This is a genomic window from Rhodococcus sp. 4CII (genome assembly GCF_014256275.1).
Classification (GTDB): domain Bacteria; phylum Actinomycetota; class Actinomycetes; order Mycobacteriales; family Mycobacteriaceae; genus Rhodococcus_F; species Rhodococcus_F wratislaviensis_A.
This window is the reverse complement of the sequence record NZ_JACCFE010000004.1, coordinates 153,665-176,270: the sequence shown is the minus strand read 5'-3', so window position 1 is coordinate 176,270 and position 22,606 is coordinate 153,665. Positions and strand designations below refer to the sequence as shown.

Annotated in this window: 28 protein-coding genes and 5 pseudogenes; 13 read left to right on the top strand and 20 right to left on the bottom strand. The window is 69.2% G+C overall.

Going from position 1 to position 22,606, the window contains the following annotated elements:
• Positions 1-191: 191 nt before the first annotated feature.
• Positions 192-482 (bottom strand): hypothetical protein, encoded by a 291-nt coding sequence (locus H0B43_RS39115; protein WP_213016568.1) that lies wholly within the window; start codon positions 480-482, stop codon positions 192-194.
• Positions 483-1,315: 833 nt separating this feature from the next.
• Between H0B43_RS39115 and H0B43_RS39110 the strand changes: the two genes are divergently transcribed.
• A complete protein-coding gene (locus tag H0B43_RS39110; protein WP_005565443.1) occupies positions 1,316-2,284 on the top strand; it encodes a hypothetical protein in 969 nt (322 codons plus the stop codon).
• A gap of 68 nt (positions 2,285-2,352) precedes the next feature.
• Here H0B43_RS39110 and H0B43_RS39105 read toward each other — a convergent pair whose 3' ends face one another.
• The 3 genes from H0B43_RS39105 to H0B43_RS39095 form a co-directional block, all read right to left on the bottom strand.
• Positions 2,353-2,766, bottom strand: coding sequence for a DnaJ domain-containing protein (locus H0B43_RS39105; RefSeq protein ID WP_005565445.1), 414 nt, complete (start codon positions 2,764-2,766; stop codon positions 2,353-2,355).
• 430 nt (positions 2,767-3,196) lie between these two features.
• Positions 3,197-3,487: a hypothetical protein gene (locus tag H0B43_RS39100; protein ID WP_043789076.1), complete on the bottom strand. Its 291-nt coding sequence runs from the start codon at positions 3,485-3,487 to the stop codon at positions 3,197-3,199.
• 69 nt (positions 3,488-3,556) lie between these two features.
• Positions 3,557-3,982, bottom strand: coding sequence for an Hsp20/alpha crystallin family protein (locus H0B43_RS39095; RefSeq protein WP_185723530.1), 426 nt, complete (start codon positions 3,980-3,982; stop codon positions 3,557-3,559).
• A gap of 132 nt (positions 3,983-4,114) precedes the next feature.
• Between H0B43_RS39095 and H0B43_RS39090 the strand changes: the two genes are divergently transcribed.
• The gene (locus H0B43_RS39090) at positions 4,115-4,612 is read left to right on the top strand and encodes a MerR family transcriptional regulator (protein WP_005574054.1); all 498 of its coding nucleotides are present in this window, start codon (positions 4,115-4,117) and stop codon (positions 4,610-4,612) included.
• 234 nt (positions 4,613-4,846) lie between these two features.
• Here H0B43_RS39090 and H0B43_RS39085 read toward each other — a convergent pair whose 3' ends face one another.
• The gene (locus H0B43_RS39085) at positions 4,847-5,407 is read right to left on the bottom strand and encodes an ANTAR domain-containing protein (RefSeq protein ID WP_052024100.1); all 561 of its coding nucleotides are present in this window, start codon (positions 5,405-5,407) and stop codon (positions 4,847-4,849) included.
• A 2-nt stretch (positions 5,408-5,409) separates the two neighbouring features.
• Positions 5,410-5,550 carry a hypothetical protein gene (locus H0B43_RS39080; RefSeq protein ID WP_185723513.1) on the bottom strand — a complete coding sequence of 47 codons (141 nt, stop codon included), beginning with the start codon at positions 5,548-5,550 and terminating at the stop codon, positions 5,410-5,412.
• 71 nt (positions 5,551-5,621) lie between these two features.
• On the opposite strand from H0B43_RS39080, the gene H0B43_RS42305 reads away from it, so the two are divergent.
• The 4 genes from H0B43_RS42305 (at position 5,622) to H0B43_RS42295 (ending at position 8,346) form a co-directional block, all read left to right on the top strand.
• A complete protein-coding gene (locus H0B43_RS42305) occupies positions 5,622-5,762 on the top strand; it encodes a hypothetical protein (protein ID WP_252189595.1) in 141 nt (46 codons plus the stop codon).
• Between the two features lie 24 nt (positions 5,763-5,786).
• Positions 5,787-6,659, top strand: a complete 873-nt coding sequence (locus H0B43_RS43010; protein WP_312037657.1) for a transposase — start codon at positions 5,787-5,789, stop codon at positions 6,657-6,659.
• A 641-nt stretch (positions 6,660-7,300) separates the two neighbouring features.
• Positions 7,301-7,423 carry a hypothetical protein gene (locus H0B43_RS42695; RefSeq protein ID WP_282555416.1) on the top strand — a complete coding sequence of 41 codons (123 nt, stop codon included), beginning with the start codon at positions 7,301-7,303 and terminating at the stop codon, positions 7,421-7,423.
• A 284-nt stretch (positions 7,424-7,707) separates the two neighbouring features.
• Positions 7,708-8,346, top strand: a complete 639-nt coding sequence (locus H0B43_RS42295) for a hypothetical protein (RefSeq protein WP_005574050.1) — start codon at positions 7,708-7,710, stop codon at positions 8,344-8,346.
• On the opposite strand, the gene H0B43_RS39065 is transcribed toward H0B43_RS42295, so the two are convergent.
• Positions 8,334-8,687, bottom strand: a complete 354-nt coding sequence (locus H0B43_RS39065) for a hypothetical protein (protein ID WP_005574049.1) — start codon at positions 8,685-8,687, stop codon at positions 8,334-8,336. The two genes, H0B43_RS42295 and H0B43_RS39065, sit on opposite strands and share 13 nt — an antisense overlap.
• Positions 8,688-9,315: 628 nt before the next feature.
• On the opposite strand from H0B43_RS39065, the gene H0B43_RS39060 reads away from it, so the two are divergent.
• Complete coding sequence (locus tag H0B43_RS39060; RefSeq protein WP_005574564.1) at positions 9,316-9,594, top strand: hypothetical protein; 279 nt, start codon at positions 9,316-9,318, stop codon at positions 9,592-9,594.
• Between the two features lie 96 nt (positions 9,595-9,690).
• Here H0B43_RS39060 and H0B43_RS39055 read toward each other — a convergent pair.
• The 3 genes and pseudogenes from H0B43_RS39055 to H0B43_RS39045 all read right to left on the bottom strand — a co-directional run.
• Positions 9,691-9,977 (bottom strand): annotated as a pseudogene (locus H0B43_RS39055) (IS5/IS1182 family transposase); the annotation flags it as partial.
• Positions 9,974-10,122: pseudogene (locus tag H0B43_RS39050) on the bottom strand (IS3 family transposase); the annotation flags it as partial. The pseudogenes H0B43_RS39050 and H0B43_RS39055, both read right to left, overlap by 4 nt.
• Before the next feature lie 258 nt (positions 10,123-10,380).
• Positions 10,381-10,800: a DUF6292 family protein gene (locus H0B43_RS39045; RefSeq protein WP_043793918.1), complete on the bottom strand. Its 420-nt coding sequence runs from the start codon at positions 10,798-10,800 to the stop codon at positions 10,381-10,383.
• Positions 10,801-11,002: 202 nt separating this feature from the next.
• On the opposite strand from H0B43_RS39045, the gene H0B43_RS39040 reads away from it, so the two are divergent.
• Entirely contained in the window at positions 11,003-11,419 is a 417-nt protein-coding gene (locus tag H0B43_RS39040; protein WP_252189594.1) for an ANTAR domain-containing protein, read from the top strand.
• A 192-nt stretch (positions 11,420-11,611) separates the two neighbouring features.
• A pseudogene (locus tag H0B43_RS39035) lies at positions 11,612-11,978 on the top strand (DUF3052 family protein).
• A 79-nt stretch (positions 11,979-12,057) separates the two neighbouring features.
• On the opposite strand, the gene H0B43_RS39030 reads toward H0B43_RS39035, so the two are convergent.
• The 7 genes and pseudogenes from H0B43_RS39030 to H0B43_RS39005 form a co-directional block, all read right to left on the bottom strand.
• On the bottom strand, positions 12,058-12,321 hold the full coding sequence (locus tag H0B43_RS39030) for a DUF2267 domain-containing protein (protein WP_005573320.1): 264 nt from the start codon (positions 12,319-12,321) through the stop codon (positions 12,058-12,060).
• A gap of 237 nt (positions 12,322-12,558) precedes the next feature.
• Positions 12,559-12,804, bottom strand: a complete 246-nt coding sequence (locus tag H0B43_RS39025; protein WP_185723512.1) for a hypothetical protein — start codon at positions 12,802-12,804, stop codon at positions 12,559-12,561.
• A gap of 36 nt (positions 12,805-12,840) precedes the next feature.
• On the bottom strand, positions 12,841-13,068 hold the full coding sequence (locus tag H0B43_RS42285) for an Hsp20 family protein (RefSeq protein WP_005573323.1): 228 nt from the start codon (positions 13,066-13,068) through the stop codon (positions 12,841-12,843).
• A 79-nt stretch (positions 13,069-13,147) separates the two neighbouring features.
• A complete protein-coding gene (locus tag H0B43_RS42280) occupies positions 13,148-13,390 on the bottom strand; it encodes a hypothetical protein (RefSeq protein ID WP_005560731.1) in 243 nt (80 codons plus the stop codon).
• Complete coding sequence (locus H0B43_RS39015; RefSeq protein ID WP_185723511.1) at positions 13,390-14,220, bottom strand: hypothetical protein; 831 nt, start codon at positions 14,218-14,220, stop codon at positions 13,390-13,392. The genes H0B43_RS42280 and H0B43_RS39015 overlap by 1 nt, the downstream gene beginning before the upstream one ends.
• Positions 14,221-14,284: 64 nt before the next feature.
• A complete protein-coding gene (locus H0B43_RS42275; protein WP_005560733.1) occupies positions 14,285-14,422 on the bottom strand; it encodes a hypothetical protein in 138 nt (45 codons plus the stop codon).
• Between the two features lie 207 nt (positions 14,423-14,629).
• Positions 14,630-14,935, bottom strand: a pseudogene (locus H0B43_RS39005) (transposase); the annotation flags it as partial.
• 229 nt (positions 14,936-15,164) lie between these two features.
• On the opposite strand from H0B43_RS39005, the gene H0B43_RS39000 reads away from it, so the two are divergent.
• Entirely contained in the window at positions 15,165-15,305 is a 141-nt protein-coding gene (locus tag H0B43_RS39000; protein WP_185723510.1) for a hypothetical protein, read from the top strand.
• 91 nt (positions 15,306-15,396) lie between these two features.
• Here the strand turns inward: H0B43_RS39000 and H0B43_RS38995 are convergent.
• The 3 genes and pseudogenes from H0B43_RS38995 to H0B43_RS38985 all read right to left on the bottom strand — a co-directional run.
• Positions 15,397-16,319, bottom strand: a pseudogene (locus H0B43_RS38995) (IS3 family transposase); the annotation flags it as partial.
• 125 nt (positions 16,320-16,444) lie between these two features.
• Positions 16,445-16,639, bottom strand: a complete 195-nt coding sequence (locus tag H0B43_RS38990) for a hypothetical protein (protein ID WP_043791493.1) — start codon at positions 16,637-16,639, stop codon at positions 16,445-16,447.
• Between the two features lie 136 nt (positions 16,640-16,775).
• Complete coding sequence (locus tag H0B43_RS38985) at positions 16,776-18,041, bottom strand: alpha/beta fold hydrolase (protein ID WP_005563254.1); 1,266 nt, start codon at positions 18,039-18,041, stop codon at positions 16,776-16,778.
• 402 nt (positions 18,042-18,443) lie between these two features.
• Here H0B43_RS38985 and dnaK point away from each other — a divergent pair, with 402 nt between their 5' ends.
• The 3 genes from dnaK to dnaJ all read left to right on the top strand — a co-directional run bounded on the left by dnaK (position 18,444) and on the right by dnaJ (position 22,580).
• A complete protein-coding gene (gene dnaK / locus H0B43_RS38980) occupies positions 18,444-20,327 on the top strand; it encodes a molecular chaperone DnaK (RefSeq protein WP_185723509.1) in 1,884 nt (627 codons plus the stop codon).
• The gene (gene grpE, locus H0B43_RS38975) at positions 20,324-21,274 is read left to right on the top strand and encodes a nucleotide exchange factor GrpE (RefSeq protein WP_005562286.1); all 951 of its coding nucleotides are present in this window, start codon (positions 20,324-20,326) and stop codon (positions 21,272-21,274) included. The genes dnaK and grpE overlap by 4 nt, the downstream gene beginning before the upstream one ends.
• Positions 21,275-21,386: 112 nt before the next feature.
• Positions 21,387-22,580: a molecular chaperone DnaJ gene (gene dnaJ, locus H0B43_RS38970; RefSeq protein ID WP_043790713.1), complete on the top strand. Its 1,194-nt coding sequence runs from the start codon at positions 21,387-21,389 to the stop codon at positions 22,578-22,580.
• The last annotated feature ends 26 nt before the right edge of the window (positions 22,581-22,606 follow it).

The window sequence follows — 22,606 nt, the reverse complement described above, 5'->3', positions numbered from 1 at the left end:
GGTGTCGATGACGGAACGCAGATAGGCCATGGGTGTGCTCTTCCCGGGTGCGCGGTCGGGAGCCGAACTTCGGGGGAGGATGTCCCCCGCCAAGGGTGTTTTCGCACCGGCCACGGTGCGGGTTGACTGCCGGGCTGGTGTCTCAACCTGCGTCCTTTGACGGTAATCGGATCCGGTCGGCGACGGAACCCTCAACCGGAGGGTGATCCATGGTGGTCACTGCTCCGCCCCAGTTTCGGCGGTCCGCCGGATTCGGTGGAGAACGGGCTGACTCCGAGGTCGAGGACGTCGACGGAGACGGGCAGGCCGATCTGGTGCCAGCTGGTGGTCAGTGTGAGGGCACCGGTGCTCGGGTAGCCGGGGATCCAGTAGCGCGGCGCGGTGCGGTACGTCTCCGCCGGTGCGGGGGCCGCCGCACACGACAGCGGTTCGAACGGGTCGGCGTCCCCGGCGATGTCGCGACCAGTGCGTGGACTCATCACGGGGGGTCGGTCAGCGGGCGGGTCTCGTTGCGGGCTCGTTCGGCGGCACACCGGTGGCCACCAGGACCAGGCACACCGACACCCCGCCCGGGAACGCGGTCACCCCGTCAGCTGCACCGACACCTCAGGCCGAGCGATCAGGACCCGGTGGCCGTGCACCGCCACGCCACCGGTTCCGGGTGGGGCGATCCCGGGCCATCGGTTCCGCGCCATATCCCATGGTCGCACCGGGTTCGCCGCCGCTGCCACCTCCGCACCGGTCCACGTCGTCCCCCGCTCGCAGCCCGCCCGGTTCGGATGATCACCGCCCGCGCCGGCGTTGTACCGGAGGGAGAACGATCAACTACTCGGCGGAGGCGGCCAGGGCGTCGCCGGCACAGCGCCGGACGTTACCTGCCACCGCCGACCGATAGTGGGGTAGAGCACAAATGAACAGGCACGTGCGATACGCCGTCGCACGGTTCCTCGGGGTGGATCTGGCCGCAGAGCAGCTCCGGCGAGTCGACTTCTGCACCACCCTGGTGGAGGCGCAGGCCGTTCGAATATTGCTGCGGGCACCCGACTTTCACCCCTCCTGGGAGTTGAGACCCGGCGTCGCCGCGGGATCGCCACGGGATGGGCGAACACGCGGCTCCATCAACGATGGTCCGTTCGGTTGTACGGGAGCCGATGCATTGTGGTCTGCCGGGTCCGGTATCCCCCTCGCCCCTGGCGACCCGCGCGGCCCGGTCAGGGGTTTCCGGCTTCCCGAACGGGGTAGTCCTGCGAGCGGTGCCCCGTGGCGGGCGCCGCGCACCGATCCGAACCATTCTTCTGTGAAGGAGTGATGCCCTATGGCTTCGACCCCGAATACCGACGCCACCCTGCTGGCGCAGCTGCGCGCGATCCACGAGCTGACCCACACCGAAATCCAGATCGCCGAGACCCGCACCGCCCAGGCCCGCACCGAGGCGGTGCGCCGCGAGCTGGCCGAGAACGCCGACCACGCCCGCGAGCGTATGGCGGCGATCGAGGCGGCGATCCGCGACCTCGGCGGTCTGCCCGAGGTGGTCGGCCCGCTGGTCGGGCGCGCCGCCGCCGCGGTGAAGGCGGTGACCGAGCAGGCCCAGTCGTTCGACGAGGCCCTGCTCGGGGATCTCGCGCTCGAGCACCAGCTCCTGGACCGGGCCCGGTACCTCAAGGCCCTCGCCGTCGCCAGCAGACGCACCGACATCGAGGAGCTGGCGTTCCGGTTGATCACCGCGCACTCGGCCACCGTGGACTGGTTGACGACCGTCCTCGCCGAGGACGCCCTCGGTGGACCGGCGGCGTTGCGGCGCACCCCGATGCAGGCGGCGACTGGCACCGCGGTCCGATTGATCAACACCCCGATCACCTGGTCCGCCCGCGGCCTGGACCGGGCCATCGACACCGCCCGTGCCACCCGCCCACGGCTCGGGGCGCTGCTCGGCCGCGGCGCGCACGCTGGCGACGTCGCCGTCAAAACCCTGTCCGCCTCCCGCGACGCCGCCCTCGAGACGGCCGAAGACGTGACCCGGCGCGAAGGCGCCACCGCGGTCGCCGGGGTGATCCATTCCGCCCGCACCGCCGCCGGGGCCCTCGAACCCGGCGAGCTGCCGATCGGCGACTACGACGAACTCAACGTCCCCCAGGCTGTCGCCGCGGTCAAGGACCTGACCGACCCCGCCGACGTCCGGGCCGTCGTGGCGTACGAGGAAGCCCACAAGAGGCGGCACGGGGTGGTCTCCGCCGCCCAGACCCGGCTGGCCGCGATCGCCCAGGAGGTCGCCGGCATCGACTGACTCCTCGCGCCCAGCCCACCTGTCACCCGAGGTATCCCTTCTAGTCGATACCGCCGATCGGCCGCACCTCAGCGGTGCCGTCGTACCGGTCCGATCCACAATCCGGTCGCGGGTGGTCGCGGGGGCGGTGCGTCGACCACGACCACGCGGACGCGGGTCGGGGTGGTCGGCGAGATCGGGACCCGCGGCGCTCGCCCGGGTCGCCTCCGAGGGGAAGGCACTTTCACCTCGGCCGGCCCTGCTGCCGCCCGCTCAGTCACTGCCCGGTCGTAGACGGCCCGGACCTGCGGGTCGCGCAACAAGGCGTAGGCGGACAGGACCTGCTGGAGATGCTCGTCCGCCGCCGGGTCGGCCGGCGGATGAGCGGCGCGGGTGTCCGGATGGTGTGCGTGCACCAGGCGTCGGTAGGCGCTGGCAATCTCGGCCTGGGACGCCGAGGAGGACAGGCCCAGCACCCGATACGGATCCCGCTCGGTAGCCATCGCCTCGCCTCATTCGTGGTGCACGGGAAAAGGTGGTTCCGGGCTCGGGATGCCGGAACCACCAGGGCGGGGCGGGCCCCGGGCCGCACGAAGGGACCCGCCCCCGCTTGTCGGCGTCATTGCCGTCCGGGTGGGCACTACCGCCCGGAACGGCCGACGGGAGACCGTGTGCCAGTCAATGGCGATGCGCCCCGATCGAATTCGGCACCCGAGCGCGGGTTGCCGGATCGGTGGTCGGCGCCGCGGTGGGTTTCCGTGGGTCGGCGGTGCCGGGCGGTGTGCTCGAATGGGGCTCGCCGCGCCGCGCGGGGAGCAAAGACAGGTGAAGGAGGCGGCAGCGGGCGAACCCGTCAGCTGATGCACTCGTCTGGTTCATCACCCCTTGCGTGTTCGACGATCAACCGTGCTCGACTGTGGACAGATCGGATTTCTACGGTCTCGGAGGTGAGCGCTGCGTGGCCCGGATCTCCGGCAACGGTGGTGCCGTCACCGTCCACCACACCGGAGCGGGAGGGGATGGACGCGGCGGACCGGCCGGTGCGGTGGCCACCCGATGGAGCAGGACTACGGCCTGCGGCGTGAGCGCGTCGGCGAGGATGCGGTCCGAATCGGCCACGAGCAGTGCGTAGTCGAGCTCGTGCCACGGCCACACCGTCTCGCGTTCGGTGCGCCCCCCTGTCTCGGTGGCGTTCACCTCGGCGACCATGTTCGCCCATGTCATCGTCTGTTCACCCCCTCCCGAACCACTTCCATCTCGGTCAGGTGCAGCGGATCGTGTCATCCCGTGCGGTCAGGCGTTGACGGCCTTCTGTTCGGAATGACCGTTGCTGCTGATCTCGATCTTGCGGGGCTTGGCCTTCTCCGCGATCGGGATCGTCAACCGCAGCACACCGGCGTCATAGTTCGCCTCGATCTTGTCGACATCGAGATTCTCACCGAGGAACAGCTGCCGACTGAACACCCCACGCGGGCGCTCCGCGGCCACCATCTCCCGGTTCTCGTCCAGCGCGGCCCGTTCGGCGCGCACCGTCAGAGTGCTCTTCTCGACGTCCAGATCCAGCGAGTCGGCCTCGACCCCGGGCAGATCGAACTCCACCACGAACCGGTCCTCTTCCCGCCAGGCGTCCATCGGCATCACCGCCGGACGGGCCGCGGTACCGAAGATCTGCTGCGTCAGACGGTCCAGATCACGGAACGGATCCGTGCGCATCAACATCATGTCCACCTACCTCCAGAATCCTTTCACCCCATCAGGTAAACTTCCTACAGATGCTGTAGGTTCGTTATAGCATCTGCCGTAGACTATGACAAGAGAGTGTGCGAGAAAATTCCCGATCGGAGCAAAAAAATGTCCGAAGAATCCGCCCCCCGGGAGCCCGAATCGCCTTCGGTGCGTGGTGTTTACGGCATCTCGGTGGCCGCGGAGCTGTCCGGGTTCGGGGTCTCGGCGCTGCGCCTGTACGAGGAGTACGGGCTGATCACCCCGGGCCGCACAGGCGGGGGAACCCGCCGCTACAGCGACTACGACCTGGCCCGGCTCAAACGCATCGCCGAACTCATCGACGCCGGAGTCAACCTCGTCGGCATCGGCCGGGTCCTCGACCTCGAAACCCGCACCGGCGAACTCGAACGCGACAACCTGCGCCTGGAAGCGGACAACGCGCAACTACGCGCCGAACAAGACCCCGCAACCGCCACCGCCTCCGCCGAGGAAGACACCGCCGGTGAGGCGGCACCGGAGCCGGGGACCACCCGAACCGGGCGACGACGGCACCCGGCGTCCCGCGGCCGAACCCGCCTGGGGGACCGTCCCGCCCGGGAACGAGCCGGCGGCGACCACCACTGAGGGACACCGGGCCCTCACCCGGCCTCAACGAGTGCCGACCAGGAACTTCGCTGACGTCCGGACAGTGAGGGGCCCCGGCGTCGGGGGGTTACGTCGGGACCCGATGTTCCTCGAATCCGGACTCGGATAGGGGATTTTCTCGAGGAACACCGTCGAGAATACGCCGCACCCGCGGCGGTGAATAGCACCTTTTCACCCCGGTCACACGGGATAGCCGACCGACCCGGGACGGGGTCAGTCAGGTACCCGGTGCGACGGTGCGCGCGTCAGGTGCAGGTGTCCGTCGATCACCGCCTGGGCGACATCGTGCACGCTGGTGCGGTGCCGGCGGGCATGTCGGCGCAACCGGTCGAACGTCTCGTCGACGGTGAGGTTGCCCTCGGCGGCGACGATGCCCTTGGGCTGCTCGATCACCACCCGCGATTCCAGCGCGTTCTCGAGTTGCTCGGTCGACTGTTGCCGCTTCCGCAGGGTGGCATCGGTCGCCAGAGGCCCAGCGACCACCCGGACCAGGACCGCGGCCGCGGACAGATCGCCAGGCATCCACGGGCGTGGAGTGGCCGAATGCAAATCCAGGCATCCCAGGCTCTGCCCGCCCCACCGCAACGGCACCGCCGCGGTGGCGGCGATCCCGCCACGCTGCCGGCGGCGACGAGTCGGGCCACCGCCCCCGCGCCTGCGCCAGATCCCCACCGCCACCACCGCACCCCGGCGCTGCGCCTCGCAGGCCGGGCCGCGCCGGGATCGTTGTTTGGGCACGTTCGAGTCCTGCACCGGCGCCGATGCCGCGGCCACGGTCAACTCTCCGTCGGCGGGCAGTAGGACCGCGGCCCCGGCCAGATCGAACCCGATTCGGTCAGCTCGGAGCCGATGCCGCCGATCGGTGACGGCTCCTCGAACATCTGCAAGATCCGGCTCAGAGCTGCCACATACGACATGTGATGAGGACCCCCTCAGCTCGGGCGCACGATAGTGGCGTCAGAGTTTTCGGGAGCTTGAGGAGGTCCCAATGACTGTCGTAGGCGGGTTCGACGTGCACCGGCAGCAGATCACCTTCGACTATGTGGACACCGACACCGATCGGGTGTGGTGGGGGCAGATCCGTCCGGCGACTCGGCACACGCTGCGGGCCTGGCTGGCCGAGTACTGACCCGGCGGGGACGCCGAGATCGCGGTGGAGGGCTGCACCGGGTGGCGGTACGTCGTGGAGGAGCTGACCGCCGCCGGGGCGACGGCACAGCTGGCCGACCCGGCCGAGACCGCCGGGCTGCGCGGCCCGAAGAAACGCGCGAAGACCGACCGCGCCGACGCCCGGCTGCTGCGCACGCTGCTGCTGGAGGATCGGTTGCCGCGGTCGTGGATCCCGCCCGAACAGGTCCTCGAGGCCCGGACGTTGGGCCGGTTGTACTGCGCGTTGATGGACGAGCGCCGGGCCTGGCAGCAGCGCATCCACGCGCAGCTCTTCCATCAGGGCTGCCCGCCGATCACCGGACTGTTGACCGTGGCCGGCCGCGACGGGCTCGCCCGGGCCGAGTTGTCGGTCGCGGGCCGGCAGTACGTGGACACCGCACTACGCACGATCGACTCGCTCACCGTCGAGATCGACTCGCTGCGAAAACAATTGATGGCGTTCGCGCGCCGCCAGCCGGGCTGTCGGGCGCTGCAGGCCGACCACTACGGAGTGGGATGGCTCTGCGCGGTGATCATCTGGGCCGAGATCGGCGACGCCCGCCGGTTCCGCAGTTCCGACCAGGTGCGCTTCGCCGGACTCGACATCACCGTGTACTCCTCGGACGGCAAACGCTCACCAGGGCACCTGTCCCGGCAGGGCTCGCCGGAGCTGCGATGGGCGGCGTTCGAGGCCGCCCGGTGCGCCGCCCGCCGCGGGTCCCCCGACTACGCCTACTACCACAAGGTGGCCGCCGTGCTGGACGGCAAACGGCCCGCGTTGGCGGTGGAACGGAAACTGCTGCGCCGCTGCTACCACACCCTGCGTGAGCTGGGCGAGGTCTCGATGGCGCCGGTCATCGAACGGGAGGTCGCCTGACATGGCCTGTGCGCGTGCCCTGCCCATGATTCACCTGATGCCTGCGGTCGGCTCCCGCCAAGATCCTGACGCCACCCCGCCACGTCCCGGAAGAATGAGCAGCCGCACCCTTTTCGGCCCGGCATGCCGGGCACCCCATCGATCATCATGTCACCGGGCTCGTCGCCCGTGGACCCAGATAAGGCTGGGTGCCGGCACGCGCCACCACACACAGTTGCTCCCCGACCAGAACGCCGGGAGGCACCCGCGACCTGAACCACACGTGTTCGCCCTCGTCGTCCCGGGCTCTCAGCATGCGGCGGATCCTCGCCCGGCATCAAGGTCGTTCGTCCTCGCTGCGCTGCGGGCGCTCCACCTTGACCCCCGGCTGCGGTCCCCCGCGGCCCACGGGCGACAACGAGGGCAAACACTGGAAATGACCCAAATGACCAACGGATCCTACCTTTACGGGGGTCCGCATCACAGATAAGGATCCATGACCTCCCCCGCACCTTCACGCCGCACCATCGTCCGCCGACTGGGACTGGCAGCATCACGGATGCTGCCGCGGTGCCGGCACCGCGCTGTTCTTCTCCCCCGACGGCGAACGGGCATCGGCTGCCGGCTCCGAACGATCGCCCGCCCCGAAGGAAGGCATTCCGATGACCAACATTGTCCTGTTGCTCCTGGTGCTCGTCACCGGGCTCGCCGTGTGCCGGGCGCTGCACCATCACTTCGAGCACGCCACCGCACCCCCGAACATTCCGCCGACCCGATTCCGCTGACTCCGACCGCCCACCTCTTTGTGGTTCACGCTGGTGCGCTGCTGGGTTCGGGACTCGGTGGAACACCGGAACATCGGCCGGCGATTGGTGGCCGGGTCCGGCGGGCACCCTGAAACCCAGGAGCGGCAGTGGGACCGGTACCGGTGCCGCTACAGGTTCCGCGGGTTCAACAGTGAGCCCGCGGAACCGCCTGACCCCGCCACTTCACCGGCGCAGCACGGGCACCCGGCTATCCCCTCGCTCGTCAGGTCCTACACCGCCCGAACACAGTTGGGAACTTCCTCATGTGGTTTCCTCCGGACGCTGTCGCGTTCGACCTGAACCAGCCCACCCCGGCACCACCGGCCCTGACCCCACCGGGCGGGGTGGGGATTCTTGGCACCCTTATCGCCGCGCTCCGCATGCCCGGGCGGACCCCCGCTGCGACCGCGCGTCCGCGTCCGCGGATCGGATACCGCACGGCCGTGACCGCGGACCACGTCCACGCCACCACCCCGCAGTCCCGGATCGGGGGCCGGCTGCTGCGGGCGGTCGGCGAGCGGGACGTGCCGGCGGTGATCGAGCAGACGTGTGCGGTGGCCTGCGCGCACGGCCCCTGTGCTCCCCTGCTCCACCCGGTGATGCTCTGGCTGCTGACCCAGCTCGGGCTTCTGCTGCGCGAGCGCGTCGGAGTCGACGGGGAGTCGTTCGCGTTCGAGATGCTCACCGGGGCGGAGGTGCGGTCCGAGCCGACCGCACTGTCCGACGATGATGCCTGCGGCCTCCGGATCCGGGTGCTTGCCGCCCTGTCCCAGGACCACACGCCGCCGCCGTGGGCGCCGCGGACCACCGGTCCGGCCGTCGTCCCCATACCGCCGGAACGGGTCCGGATGCTGCTCGACGCCCTGCTCTGGCTCGACGACCTCCTCGATTACAACCTCTGACCCATCCTGACGGGGACGGTGGCGTGGTGACGGTGGCCGCTACCGGGTGGGCGGTGCAGGCAGGACAGTTCCCGGGCGGCGTCGTCGAGGCCGACGCAGGGGATCCCGCGGCGGCACACTTCCTGCAGGGTCTGCGCCTCGTCCGGGGTGCACAGGCCGTCGAGAACGTCGTCGGTGGCGATGGCGACCAGGGCGTCCTCACTGCAGGTGTGGACCTGTTCGACGTCGTGCCCGCGGGCCCATTCGGTGATGGTGGACCAGCGGTCCCGGTCGGCGGGATCGGTGAACGCGCCCAGCAGCACGATGCTGCCGGTGCGGGTGGTCAGATTGTGCACAGTCATGTCGGTCCTTCCTCGTTCGTTCAGTTCGGGCCGTCGCACAGCCGCAGCGGCATGCACTGGGAAAGAAAGAGCCGATAAGAAACCGTTCCTGCGCCCGAGGCGCCGCAGACACACCGGTACCAGAGCAGCGGCCACCCACCGACTCCTCGCCGGGGTCCGGGGCGATAACCGCACGGGTACCCAACCCCGCCGCGTGCGAACCCGCGATTCCGATAGGAGCGGGTTCGTGGACCTTCGGCCCTGGCCAGCGCGGTCTCGTGATCGTTATGATCGGATTCTGCCGTCCCCGGGAAGAGGGCGGCGCCGCGAAAACTGGACCCACCGCAGGATGTTTCCCGCCGCGGTGCACCGATGATCGGCGTCGAACCCGGGAGGACATTCTTGGTCTCGGGCTCGGTGCGCGACGCGTGCCGCGTGCCGCCGCGGTCGCGGTCGCCGAAACACTCCCTGACACCGAGCAGTGTCGGCCCGGCCGGTCACCACCTCTGGGCGCTCCGCCCCTGGGCCGGTCCGCAGAGGTGCTGTGCGGCTGAGTGTTCCACCTGTCGTGCGGGTGGCTGTTTCACCGGATCAGGGACCGGGTCATGTCGTGGCAGCGTGTTCCCAGGACCCAGGAAGGCTGAGGTCGATGACAACGTCACCGCATATCACCACCGATCACGACGAGATCCGCCGCTGGATCCAGGCGCATCACGGTGCGCCGGCACGCGACGGGGCGGGCGGTCTGCGGATCGACTTCCTCGGTGTCGCCGCGGGAGTGGAGCATCTGCCGTGGGATGAGTGGTTCTCCGTCTTCGAGGAGCGGGGTCTGGCCCTGTGCTATCCCGAACCCCATGTTCGCGGCGGAAGAAGTGCCTGGTTCGAATTCGTGCCGCGCGCCCGAACCGCCGCCGGTTCGGTCCGATGAGCACACCGACCCGATCACCGTCCCGCCCCGGCACAGCCGACACCCTGCCCGGCCCGGGGGACCGACACCGGCCGGCCGGTACTCGCTCTCATCGGCCGCCGCGGACACATCGACGACCAGCGGGATGCCGTTGGCTTCGGACAGGACGTGGATCTTCGACCCCTTCTTGCCGCGATCGACCGGACTCGGCCCTGTCAGCGATCCCCCTTTTTCGCCCGGACGCTCGCGGCGTCCAGGATCGCGGCCGTCCAGTCGAGTTCACCGGCGTTTCCGAGCCGGTCGAGCACCTCGCGGTGCAGTCTCTCGAACACCCCGGCCGCCGCCCAGGCGGTAAATCTTCGGTGCGCGGTAGGCACGGTGACCCCGAACGAGGGCGGCAGATGTAGTCGACGATCACCGCAGTCGGCGGTCGACCTCCGCCGCCGCGAAAAACGCGCTCGCGGTCTTCAATATTTCGCTGGCTCTGCGTAATTCGGCGACTTCTCGGCGAAGCCGGGCGACCTCGTCCGACGACGACACCGATCCTGCCAGCCAGCCCCGGGCCAGCCACTACAAACACTTACAGGCGGTTCACTTCGTGCTCCGGTTCGAACCGGGTGCGCTCCGGGACCGGTACCGATCGTTTCTGCGGTGGCGGTCAGTGCCAGTCCGGATCCGAGTCCCCGCGGGCGGCCACGGCGCGTAGCAGCGCCGCTGCCGCCACACGGCCGGGACGCGGCGGAATCGTGGTCATGTCTCCAGCCTCCTCTTCTTTCCGGTCCCTGCCACCGGCGAGCGGATACGTTCTCACCAACCGGACGACCCGCGATCGGTGGGGCCGGTGCCGCTGTCGAGCCGGTGGACCACGGTGGGGACCGGAAAGGCGTCCCGGGCACGGAATTCAAGCTGCAGCAGGTCCGCGATCACCTCATTAGTGCGGTCGGCGATGACCTCCGGGTGCGGCCGCCGGCCGAGCCCGAGCCCGCAGATGATCAGGACCCGATCGGCGCACTGTCCCTCGAGGCCCAACGTCCACCCGAAATACCGGTTCCAGGCGACCAGGATGCGGCGCCCGCTGTAGTACCGGAACTGCTGCGACACCACCACCACCGCATCGAAGGTGACCTCGTCCCATCGGCGGATCGTCTCGGCGTTCAAGGCCCGCGCCACCGCGCACACATACGCATTGCTGTCGGGATTGTCGCCGGCGCCGACGCCGCTGCTCATCGTGACCACTTCCTCCACCTCGACACACGTACCCGTCCGCGGTGACGTCGAAACTACCCGGTCGACGCTGGTCAGGAAGATAAACAGGGCGACCCGGCGCCCGGTCCTGCCCGGTGGAGGGAGCAGGGCGATGTTTGGGATCGGGCCCCATCGGGCACGACCCACACACATCCGCTCCCAGACTTCGACAGAGGTGTACTCGATGGCGGCATTGCCCAGTCACACCACCACCCCTCCCCGCGGTACGGGATCGCGTACCCGCGCCCTCGACACCGCCGAGGGGGTGCTGATCGGGATCCGCCGGATCCCGGCTGCGGACGCCTTCGACGAACTGGTCGGTGCGGCCCGCCGCCGCGGCGTGTCCGTCTTCGCCCTCGCCGAGGCCCTCTGGTCGCGCTCGCCGGCGGAACCGAGCCACCCGATTCCGTCGCCGCCCGCACGGCCCGACCGAATGGGGCGCACTGTTCTGGCCCTGAAACCGGAAAGCACCGTTTCGGGATACGTACTCAGCAACCTGGTCCCCGGATCCGCTTTCGCCGGTTTCGGAGATCGTGGCGGCGGATACTCTACGAAAACCACCGTCCGAGTTCCTTCGGACACACCGCGATTCGGGCGATAGGGTCCACCAGCCGCGGTGACCGATAGGGCGCTCACTCCGGTTGGTGGGCCACCGTGCCCACCGCGAGCGACCGGACACGCACAGGCGAGACCCAGTGTGAGGTCGACAGGTCCACTGCCGGGGCACGAGCGCGGAAGGAGGGGCTGATGTCGACGGCGCGGCACGCCGACGGACAGTCCACCGACCGAGGAGATGATGGTGCAGGAACTGGGATGGGACGACGACGTCGACGAGGACCTGCGTCGACGCATCGAGGACATCCTCGGGGACGAACTGGTCGACGACAATTTCGGCGAGAGGGTCGACGCGGTTGTTGTGGTGGCGCAGCGGGGACGGTGACCTCACCGACGAGCTGATCACCACGCGCACGGTGTTGTCCGACACCGGTTTCGTGTGGTTGATGACCCCGAAACCCACCCGAGCCGATCCCGTGGACGCGGCGGAGGTGACCGAAGCCGCCGACCTCGCCGGGCTGCACGGGACCCGCCTCACCCAGTCCAGCCCACCCGCCTCGCGGGCGCGGTCGTCCTCGACCGCGGCGCGGCCCGCCCCCTGGTGACAGGCACAGGGGAGGGCGCCGGGTGACCACGTCACCCGAACGAGCCGAGGCCGTGATATCGCGCCCGGATTTGAGGGCGTCACACCGTTTCGGGGCGGCCGAACAGCGGCGCGAAACCCTCGGGCAGTGACCCCAGGACGGTGTGCAGGCAGTCGTCGACGGCCTGGGCCCCCGTGGCCAGCACCGCGCTGGTGTCCCATTCGGCGGTGGCGGGGTGGGTGCCCAGGGCCTGGGTGATGCGGCGCCGGAACTCCTCGATCCCGTAGTCGGGTGCGGACCGTCCGTCCTCGATGGGGCCGAGCGCGTCACGTGCCAGCGGCGGCTGCGCGGCCAGTGCCCGCACCTCCCCGGCGCCAGCCGCGCCACGAGCTTTCGGAGCACCACCGTGATCACCCCAGTGGCCTCCCCCAGGCTGTCGTATTCTCCGTATTCGCGGACCCGTGACAGGAATTCAGTGTCGTCCATCATATCCTTTCTGTGCTCCCGTGTGTTCTCCTTCTCTCGCTCGCGAGGTGCTTCGCACACATCGGCCGATCCACCCCCGGCCGCCTCCTCGCACACACTCGACAGGGGGCGGTGGTCAGGGCAGGGGAACCGGAGGTGTCGGCGGGATCAGCGACAGAAGGAACAGCATTCCCAGGGCGATACCGACCGCTCCGGCGGCGATCCCGGCCAGGGCGTCGCGGTCGTCGCCGTCGAGGACCGCCCCCAGCCCGAACGCCCAGAACAAAGCGACCGACACTCCACCGCACACCATCGCCGCATCGCTGTGGCGCCGCACCGAATCGGGTTGCCGGGTACCAGGATCCTGTCCAGCACAAGTCATGCGCGGGGCTTCCTTTCGTGTTCCGATCGAGTGCTGTCACCGTTCCCGGCGCACGGGTGCGCGTCGGGAACGGCGGCGCCAGACGGTTAGTCGGTAGTGCCCCATGCGCCGCGATCGGGCGCTCGCGCTCTTGGGGAGCGTCACGGTCAGGGCACCGTCGGCGAGTGCGGCGGTGATCTTGTCGGCATCGACGTCGAGGGCCAGCAGGGTGCGGAATACGAAGCCGTTAGGGTGGCGGGTGCGGCTGCGGGTGTGCGCAGCCACCCGAGCTTCTTCTTCTCCACGAACTCACCACTGATCTCGAGTTTGTTGGCGGAGAGGGTGATGTTCAGGTCCTCGCGTTTCACCCCGGCACCTCGACCTCCAGGACGTACCCGTCGTCGGTCTCGGACACATCCACCAGCGGCCGACACGCCTGCCCGTCACCGGACGATGCGCCCAGCATCGAATCCCGCAGAGGACTGATCCGGCCGCGCAATGTCGTTGTGCTCGGCGGCCGGATCCCACCGCCCGGACTCTCCACCGCTGCGATTCGCAGATGCAGCCATGGCACGACACCTCCCGCTTGCCGCTGCGTCTTGTTCATCACCGATGAGGGTAGACATCCCGGGAGCGGTTCTCCTGCAACAGTATTGGTATCCGCAATGCCGGTATCCGAAACCGGCCACTACCGCCCAACCGGTGGCAGATTCGGCTGGCCGCGCGGGCTCGGCCGGCGGCCGGGGTGGCCCTGGGGCCTGCGGTGTCGGCGGCTGGGAGGTGGGGTCGTCCGCGGCCGCCGACGCAGACGGAGTCGGAGGTGATCGACAGGTCCGCGAGCAGGCCGAGGAAGACCCGCGCGTAGCGCGACTGTGCGGTCGCGGCGGCCACGGCCGCCCAGTCGACGTGCTCGGCGAGCTGCCGGGCGATCTGCACCAACGGCACGAAGTCGTGCCGCTGCCGGCCCAGGGCGTCGAGTTTGTCGATCATCACCTCGGTGGGGGCGAGCACCGGCACCGTGGTGTCGCCGATCCTCCCGCGTACCGTGTGCTCGAGCAGGGCGGCAGTGACCTCGCCCCCGCCGGGGCGACGGAACACCACGTGCACCCGGTGATCGTCGGCGAAGAACCGGTGGGTGCGCCCGTCGAGGCAGCCAACTGTGCGCAGACCGGCCGACACCAGCACCGAGCAGGCCCGGGGCGCGTCGATGGGGGTGACGGCGATCTCCACCGAGTGGTCGGCCGGCGGCCCGCCCAGGGCGGACGCGGCCCAGTCGCCGGTGATCGCGCACCGAATGTCGTTGCCCCGCAGCAGGTCGACCACCATGGCCACCGTTCGGGCCTGCCGGTAATCCCGGTCCTGGACGGCCCGCGGACCGGGAAAGTCCCCCGGCCCAGGGTGCCGGTGCTGCCTGGGGTGGGTCTGCTCGGTGCTCATATCTTCGCGGGTACCCCGGCGGGCTCGGGTGAATCGTCGTGCCGCACGCATACACCGCCCGGCGTCAGCGGGTGTCGGCGCCCACCGCGGCGAGATCGCCGATCGCCGCGACAGTGCGGCCGATGTGCGGATCGACCCAGCACGGGTGGGCGTCCCGGACCCGGGGCACCCACACGGCGGCGTCGCGGCAGTGCCATTGCACCCCTCGGTTGCCGCAGCAGCGCCGCCTGCACGGTGTTCGCCACCCATATCGTCGCATCGACCGCCGGCAGCCGCGGGGCCAGGCCGCGGCCGAGGATCCGCCGGCCCCCGCCGATCTCATCGAGCCGGGCGAGGCCAGGTGGGGCGGGATCCCAGGCAAGGAGCACCTGTCCTGGGGGGCTTGCCCCTGAGATGTGGACACCAATTCCTATGCGGCGGTGGCCAGCGTAGCCGATCGCTGCTCGAACTCGACCGGACAGATTTGGCCGAGAGTGGAATGCCTCCTTCGTGTGTTGTATCGCGTGACCCAGCGGAAGACTGCGGCCCGCGCCTCACCAGCGCCGTTCCAGCGCTTTCTGCCCTGCAGCGTTTCCCGTTTCAACGTCGCGTTCAGCGATTCGGCACCGGCGTTGTCCGCCGACGTTCCGACCGCACCCCGCGATCTGATGACACCCAACTCCCGACACACGTCGGCGAACTCCCTCGAGACGTATTGGGCGCCGTTGTCGCTGTTAAGCGGAATTCGGCTTAACAGCGATTAAGCCGAGGTTTTCGTTACGCCGAGAAAGCGCGAGTTCGTGTGCCCGCTTAGATATTCTGTGGACTTCTTCGGCTTAACGATTGATTGTCTGGCTTACGTTTGTCGTGTCCACTGTCGCAATGGAAGGAGACTGCGATGGATACGACAATCACCAGATCGGTGCGGTCGTTATTGCCGACTTGCGACACCTCGCCCACGAAAGGTGTCGACCACCAACACCTTCTACGTAATCGCCTCCATCGATATGATGCGCGCTGCCGTCAACGCCGCCTCCTCAGCCCGGCGCCTCGCCGAACACCACCTCGCCGAAGACACACTGCGAGCCCTCTACAGCCTGCGATGAACCTGAAACGTTAAGCCGAGAAATCCGACCGAAATATGCAGCTGACCAGACCCAACCCTGAATTCCTCGGCTTAACGAAAACCTCGGCTTAATCGGAGTGGAAGATTGCGCCGTCGAGGCCGGCGGCACCGCGTGCGGCGGCCGCCGCCCGCAACGCATCGGTCACAAACCCGGTGCGCATATGTGGGGCGATCGACCAACCCGCCAACCGTTTCGAATAGAGATCCAAGACCGTTGCCAGATAAAGGAAGTCACCTTCACCCACCGGCAGGTAGGTAATGTCGCCGACGTACTTGGTGTTCGGCTCACTCGAGGTGAAATCCCGCCGGATCAGGTCCGGAACCGGGGTCGCGGACGGCTCGGGCACCGTGGTGCGGACCGTCTTGCGCAAGTGCACCCCGACGATCCCGTTCTCACGCATCACCCGTTCCACCCGCTTGTGGTTGACAACTACCCCGTCCGCGCGCAGCTCCGCAGTCACCCGCGGGACACCGTAGGTGCCGTCAGAGTCGGCATGGATGGCGCGGATCCGCGCGACCAGCTCCTCGTCGGCCCGGGCCCGGGCGGCGCGGGCCGACGCGCAGGCCCGCCACCGGTAGAAGCCGGACCGGGACACCTCGAGGATCTGGCACAGCCACTTCACCGGAACGGTGTCGCAGTGGTCGTCAATGAACTGAAAGCGGCTCACCAATTCGTCTCGCCCGCGAAATACTTCGCGGCCCTGCGCAGAATCTCCCGCTCGGTCTCGAGCTTCCGGATCTGGGCCTTGAGCTGCCTGTTCTCGTCCTCCAACACGGACTCGGACGATACCTCGCCTGCCCGCGAAGCCCCACTGGCCCGGAGCTCGGCAGTGGACGTACCGGTGCGTTTGCGCTCGGCCCGGACCCAATTGCGCAGAGTCTCGCGGCTGACTCCCCGGTCGTTGCCGATGCCCTCGAAGGTGTGGCTCGGATCGGACAGATACAGCGCGACGGCATCGGCCTTGAACTCCGCCGAGTACTCCTTCATCGCCATCAGTGACATCTCTTCCTCTGGGACCCTCACGTCCCAGTGTTCACGATGTCCTCACTCAGGGGGCAACCCCCACCCACCCGCGGCACTCCACCCGTGTCTCGACCGGTGCCACGCTCGCCGGACGATCAGTCCGCGTCGCGGCGGGCGAAGCATTCGGTGGCCGGGGTGAACCCCGGCTGGGCGAGCATGTCGATGTCCGCCCACCCGTCGTCGCCGAACACCACCGAATCGGTGTGCCAGACCAGGCTGACGTTCTCGCAGCCGTGCTCGAGGATCAGGTATTCGTAGTTCTTCAGTGCCACCAGGGTTTCGTCCGTCATCGCCACCACCCCCGACCACATGTGCGGGCGCCGACCGCCCGAGCCTGCCAGGGCGGTTCCATTATGCCACAGATCTACCGCGAATCGAGGAGGAAATCTCGACCACACGTCTCCGCTTCGGCGGTTGCACACCGTGTCAGCCGGTCGCGGCGGTGCGGGGGTAACAGGCGGTGCGAGTGAGGAAGTCGTCGATCAGGGCACCGGTGGCCTCGGGCCATTCGAACTGCGGGAGGTGCCCGCAGTCCGGCAAGATCACCGACCGCACCTGCGGTGCGGTGACGGTGAGGTGGTCGGCGAAGCGTGCCGGGACCAGGGGGTCGTCGGCGCCCCACACGCACAGGGTGGGCACCGCCAACTGCGGCAGGCGGCTCCACACCCCCCGGTCGCCGAACGGTTCGTCCAGGTACAGACCGAGCGTGGCCGACCACAGCGCCCGCCGGTGGGCGGGGTCGCGCAGGGTGATCTCCCATTCGTCGGCGGCGGCGTCGAACCAGTGCCGGGCCACCCGGTCCGGGTCGGCGAACAAGGTCCGGTAGGCGCCGCGGGTGCCGTCGCGGAGCAGCCGCTGCGGAACGGCGAGGGGCAGCCGGGCGAGATCGGCGGGGATCCGGCGGGCCAGCGCGGTAAGTGGGCGTCGCCGCCCGGCGGCCAGCGCCGGGCACAGCAGCACGAGGGCCCGGACCGTCTCGGGCTCGCGCAGGGCGAGTTCGAGGGCGACCCGACCGCCGAGCGAGTGCCCGATCACCGCACTCGCGGGTGCGGCGACGGTATCGAGGAAGGCGCGCAACCAGCGCTGCAACTGTACGGGGTCGTAGTCCCAGTTCGGTGCCGCCGACGAGCCGAATCCGGGCAGGTCCGGGGCGAGTACCCGATGCTCGGCGACCAGGTCGGCCAGCACCGGCAGCATCGAAGCGCTGGTGGCACCGAGACCGTGCAACAGCACCACCGACGACCCGCCCGGGGCACCGGCATCGAGGTAGGCGGTGCGCACCCCGAAGACGGCGGCCTCCCGGACCCGGGCCCGGACCGGCAGGTCCGCCGCCGGGGACAGGATGCCGCCGAGGGCGAGCACCGCGGCCATGCTGCCCCGCACCCGCAGCCCCCCGGTCAGGAACGCCTCCACCAGGCTGTACTGTCCGGCCAGCAGCGGCACCACCGCCGCCGGGTCGGCGGTGATCGTGGCCGTCGGCCGCGCCGGGATACGGGTGTCCACGCTGACCGTGCCGAACCGGGTGCGCACAACCCACCGGCCGAGGCCGACGAGGTCGAACACCACGCTCACCGGCCGGTGCGCCAGCACCCCGTCGCGCACCCTCTCGGGCAGCGCGGTCGCCAGTGCCCGGCCCAGATCGTCATCCCGCCGCTGCAGCGGAAGTTGCGTCCGCGTCACCTCGCGGGTCATCTCCTCTCATCAAGTAAACGCCGCTTCACTCGTATAACAACAACAGGCACCGAAATCTTTCACCCGTGAGCGTGAAAGACGATATTGTGCCGCGCTTTCGCGCCGCTCTGATGCCGTGGCCGCCGACACATGTGATCAGATAATCTCGCTGTCGCCACACCGTGGTCGCCGTTCCGGCGTCCGACATCGATGGGTGCGGGCCCTACGGACGTGACCGACTCGACCACGCGATGTGGCACTCGGCGACCTGCCCAGCGCCCGGGAACAGAGCACTTGAGAAAACTTCCTGTGTTTGCGGCATATTTTCTTGACGGTGGTTGTTGTACGGAGAGAAAATTGAACTGTCAATGAAGGGTTTCGGCGGGTGCGCCGAGGGTGTGCCCGGGGTGTGGAGGGAAGGTCATGGCACGGGCGGTCGGGATCGATCTGGGCACTACGAACTCGGTGGTGTGCGTGCTCGAGGGCGGCGACCCGGTGGTGGTCGCCAACTCGGAGGGTTCGCGCACGACACCGTCGGTGGTGGCGTTCGCGAAGAACGGTGAGGTGCTGGTCGGCCAGCCCGCCAAGAACCAGGCGGTGACGAACGTGGACCGGACGGTGCGATCGGTGAAACGGGAGATCGGCACCGACTGGCATGTGGCGATCGACGACAAGAAGTACAGCGCGCAGGAGATCAGTGCCCGGGTGCTGATGAAACTGAAGCGGGACGCGGAGTCGTATCTGGGTGAGGACATCACCGACGCGGTGATCACCGTCCCCGCGTACTTCGAGGACGCCCAGCGTCAGGCCACGAAGGAAGCCGGCCAGATCGCCGGGTTGAACGTCCTGCGCATCGTCAACGAGCCCACCGCGGCCGCACTGGCCTACGGCCTCGACAAGGGCGAGAAGGAACAGACCATCCTGGTCTTCGACCTCGGTGGCGGCACCTTCGACGTCTCGCTGCTCGAAATCGGCGAGGGCGTCGTCGAAGTCCGGGCCACCTCCGGTGACAACCACCTCGGTGGTGACGACTGGGACGACCGGATCGTGAAGTGGCTCGTCGACAAGTTCAGGGCTCAGAACGGCATCGATCTGACCAAGGACAAGATGGCCCTGCAGCGTCTCCGCGAGGCTGCCGAGAAGGCCAAGATCGAACTGTCCTCCTCGCAGAGCACGTCGATCAACCTGCCCTACATCACCGTCGATGCGGACAAGAACCCGCTGTTCCTCGACGAGCAGCTGTCGCGCAGTGAGTTCGAGAAGATCACGTCCGATCTCCTCGACCGCACCCGGGCCCCGTTCCAATCGGTGATCAAGGACGCGAAGATCTCCGTCAAGGACATCGACCAGGTCGTGCTCGTCGGTGGTTCCACCCGTATGCCGGCCGTGACGAATCTGGTGCGCGAGCTGACCGGCGGAAAGGAACCGAACAAGGGTGTCAATCCGGACGAGGTCGTCGCCGTCGGCGCCGCCCTGCAGGCCGGTGTCCTCAAGGGCGAGGTCAAGGACGTGCTGCTCCTCGACGTCACCCCGCTCTCGCTCGGTATCGAGACCAAGGGTGGCGTGATGACCAAGCTCATCGAGCGCAACACCACCATCCCGACCAAGCGTTCCGAGACCTTCACCACCGCTGACGACAACCAGCCGTCGGTGCAGATCCAGGTGTTCCAGGGTGAGCGCGAAATCGCCTCGCACAACAAGCTGCTCGGCTCGTTCGAGCTCGCGGGGATTCCGCCGGCACCGCGGGGGGTGCCGCAGATCGAGGTCACCTTCGACATCGACGCCAACGGCATCGTGCACGTGACCGCGAAGGACAAGGGCACGGGCAAGGAGAACACGATCAAGATCCAGGAGGGGTCCGGTCTGTCCAAGGAGGAGATCGACCGGATGATCCGCGACGCCGAGGCGCACGCCGCCGAGGACAGCCGCCGCCGGGAGGAGGCCGAAACCCGCAATCAGGCCGAGTCGCTGGTGTATCAGACCGAGAAGATCATCACCGACAACGAGGACAAGGTGCCCGCCGACGTCAAAGACAAGGTCCGATCGGCGATCAAGAACGTCCAGGACGCGTTGACCGGCAGCGACATCGGCGTGATCAAGACCGCGGTGGAGAAACTGGCCACCGAATCCCAAGCCCTCGGTCAGGCCATCTACGCCGCCCAGGCGCCGCAAGGTACGGCAGCCGGTGGTGACGGCGCCGACGCGGCAGCCGGAGCTGGGGGCGCGGGGTCGGGGAACGGTCAGGGCGCCGACGACGACGTCGTCGACGCCGAGGTGGTGGACGAACCCCGGGAGGGACGCTCATGAACACCCCCCACGACGAGCAGCAACGTTCCGAAACATCCGGTCGCAGGGGCAACGGGCGGCAGCCGCCCCGCGAACCGATCGCGATCACCGACCGCCGTCGCATCGACCCGGTCACCGGGCAGGTCCGCGAGGACACGGGTCCTACCCGCTCCTCGCACAGCGGCCAGGGCGGGCACCCGATCACGACGACCAGCGGGAAGGCGCCGCCGGGCGAGAAGATGGGCGCCCCACCCCCGGTTCGCGGGCCGGGTGGCGCACGCCCGGAGTCCCGGCAGGTCGATGCCGGCCGGGCGGCGGAGCTGACTGAGAAGGTGGCGGAGCTGACGGCCGATCTGCAGCGTCTACAGGCCGAGTACGCCAACTACCGGCGCCGGGTCAAGCGGGATCGGGCGGCGGCGACGGAGAACGCGAAAGCGACGGTCGCCGCCCAGTTCCTCGGGGTCCTCGACGATCTGGACTGGGCGCGTGAGCACGGCGACACCGCCCGTGAGCCGCTGCACAGTCTGTATCGGAAGATCCGGACCATCCTGGCCCGGATGGGCGTCGCGGCGTTCGGGGAAGGTGGCGACCAGTTCGATCCCACCCTGCACGAGGCCGCCAGCCACGAAGGCCACGGCACCGACCTGGTGGTGGACACCGTGCTCCGCCGCGGCTACACCGTCGGCGTGAACAAGGTGCTGCGCACCGCGTTGGTCACCGTGATCGATCGCGACCGGTACGAGAAGACCGATGACGCCGGCGACCCGCCCGGGTCCGAGCAGGCGCCGGGGGCGGGCGCACCCGACGCCCACGCACCCAACACCTCACCGAACCCCGGTGCAGCGGACCCTGTCCCACCGGCCGATCCGCACCCACCGGCGGACCCTGACGCCCGGTCGGGGGCCTGGGACCGCGGCGCCGGGCCCGAGAACCAAGGTTTGGACCCGAATCCCTACCGCTGCGGGTGACGTATCCCGCAGCTTGGGTGCGGTGCAGACTCGGCCATCGATCCCCGGCGGCCAAGCGGCTGTCGGCGGGACGGCCGTGATTCCCACGGACGAGGGACGGAGGAGATTCGCTGTGACGCAGCAGGAGTGGATCGAACGTGACTTCTACGCGGACCTGGGTGTGCCCTCCACGGCGTCGGCGGAGGAGATCAAACGCGCCTACCGCAAACTGGCCCGGCAACTGCACCCGGACGCCAACCCGGGCGACGCGGCGTCCGGGGAACGGTTCAAGTCGGTCAGCGAGGCGCATGCAGTGCTCTCTGATCCGGCCACCCGCACCGAGTACGACCGCACCCGGCGGCTGTACCGATCCGGAGATGGCGCCTTTAGCCGGGCCGGAACCCGAGCCGGCGCCGGCGCCCGGCCGGGCGGCGGGATGGGCGGGTTCGACTTCTCCGACCTGTTCGGTAACGGGGGATCCGCGTTCACCGAGACGGCGGGGTTCGGGGACGTGTTCGGGGATCTGTTCCGCCGCGCCGGCACCCGCACCACCACCGCCTCGTCCCGCCGGCGCCGCGGCAGCGACGTCGAGGTGCAGGCCCGGCTCCCGTTCCGGCAGGCGGTCACCGGAGTGGTGCTGCCGCTGCAGGTCCGCGGACCCACGGTATGCACCACCTGCCACGGCAGCGGTACCCGGCCCGGAACCCATCCGCGGCGCTGCCCCTCGTGCGGCGGGTCCGGGACCCTGAGCCGCAATCAGGGCGGATTCGGGTTCAGCGAATCATGTGACGACTGCCGCGGCACCGGGGTGATCGTCGACAACCCGTGCGCGGACTGCCAGGGCACCGGGGTCGGGCACCGCACCCGCACCATCAACGTGCGTATCCCCCCGGGGGTCACCGACGGTGAGCGGATCCGGTTGCCCGCCCACGGCGAACCCGGACTGCGCGGCGCCCCCGCGGGAGATCTGTACGTCGCCGTCACGGTGGTTCCGGATGCGGTCTTCGGTCGCGACGGCGACGATCTGACCGTGACCGTGCCGGTGGGGTTCGGCGAACTCGCCCTCGGCACCACCGTCTCGGTGCCTGCCCTCGACGGCCGGGTCAGTGTGAAGATCCCCGCCGGCACCCCGTCGGGGCGCACCTTCCGGCTGCGTGGACGCGGCGTCCCGCACCGTAGCGGCCCCGCGGGTGATCTGCGGGTGACCGTGCAGGTGACGGTCCCGACCCGGCTGGACCGGAAGGCCGTCGACGCGCTGCGCGCCTACGAGAAGGCCGAGAAGGCCACCGGATTCGACCACCGCGCCTCCTGGCCCGGCCGCCGATAACGCCCGCGGTCACCGATGCCGGCGGC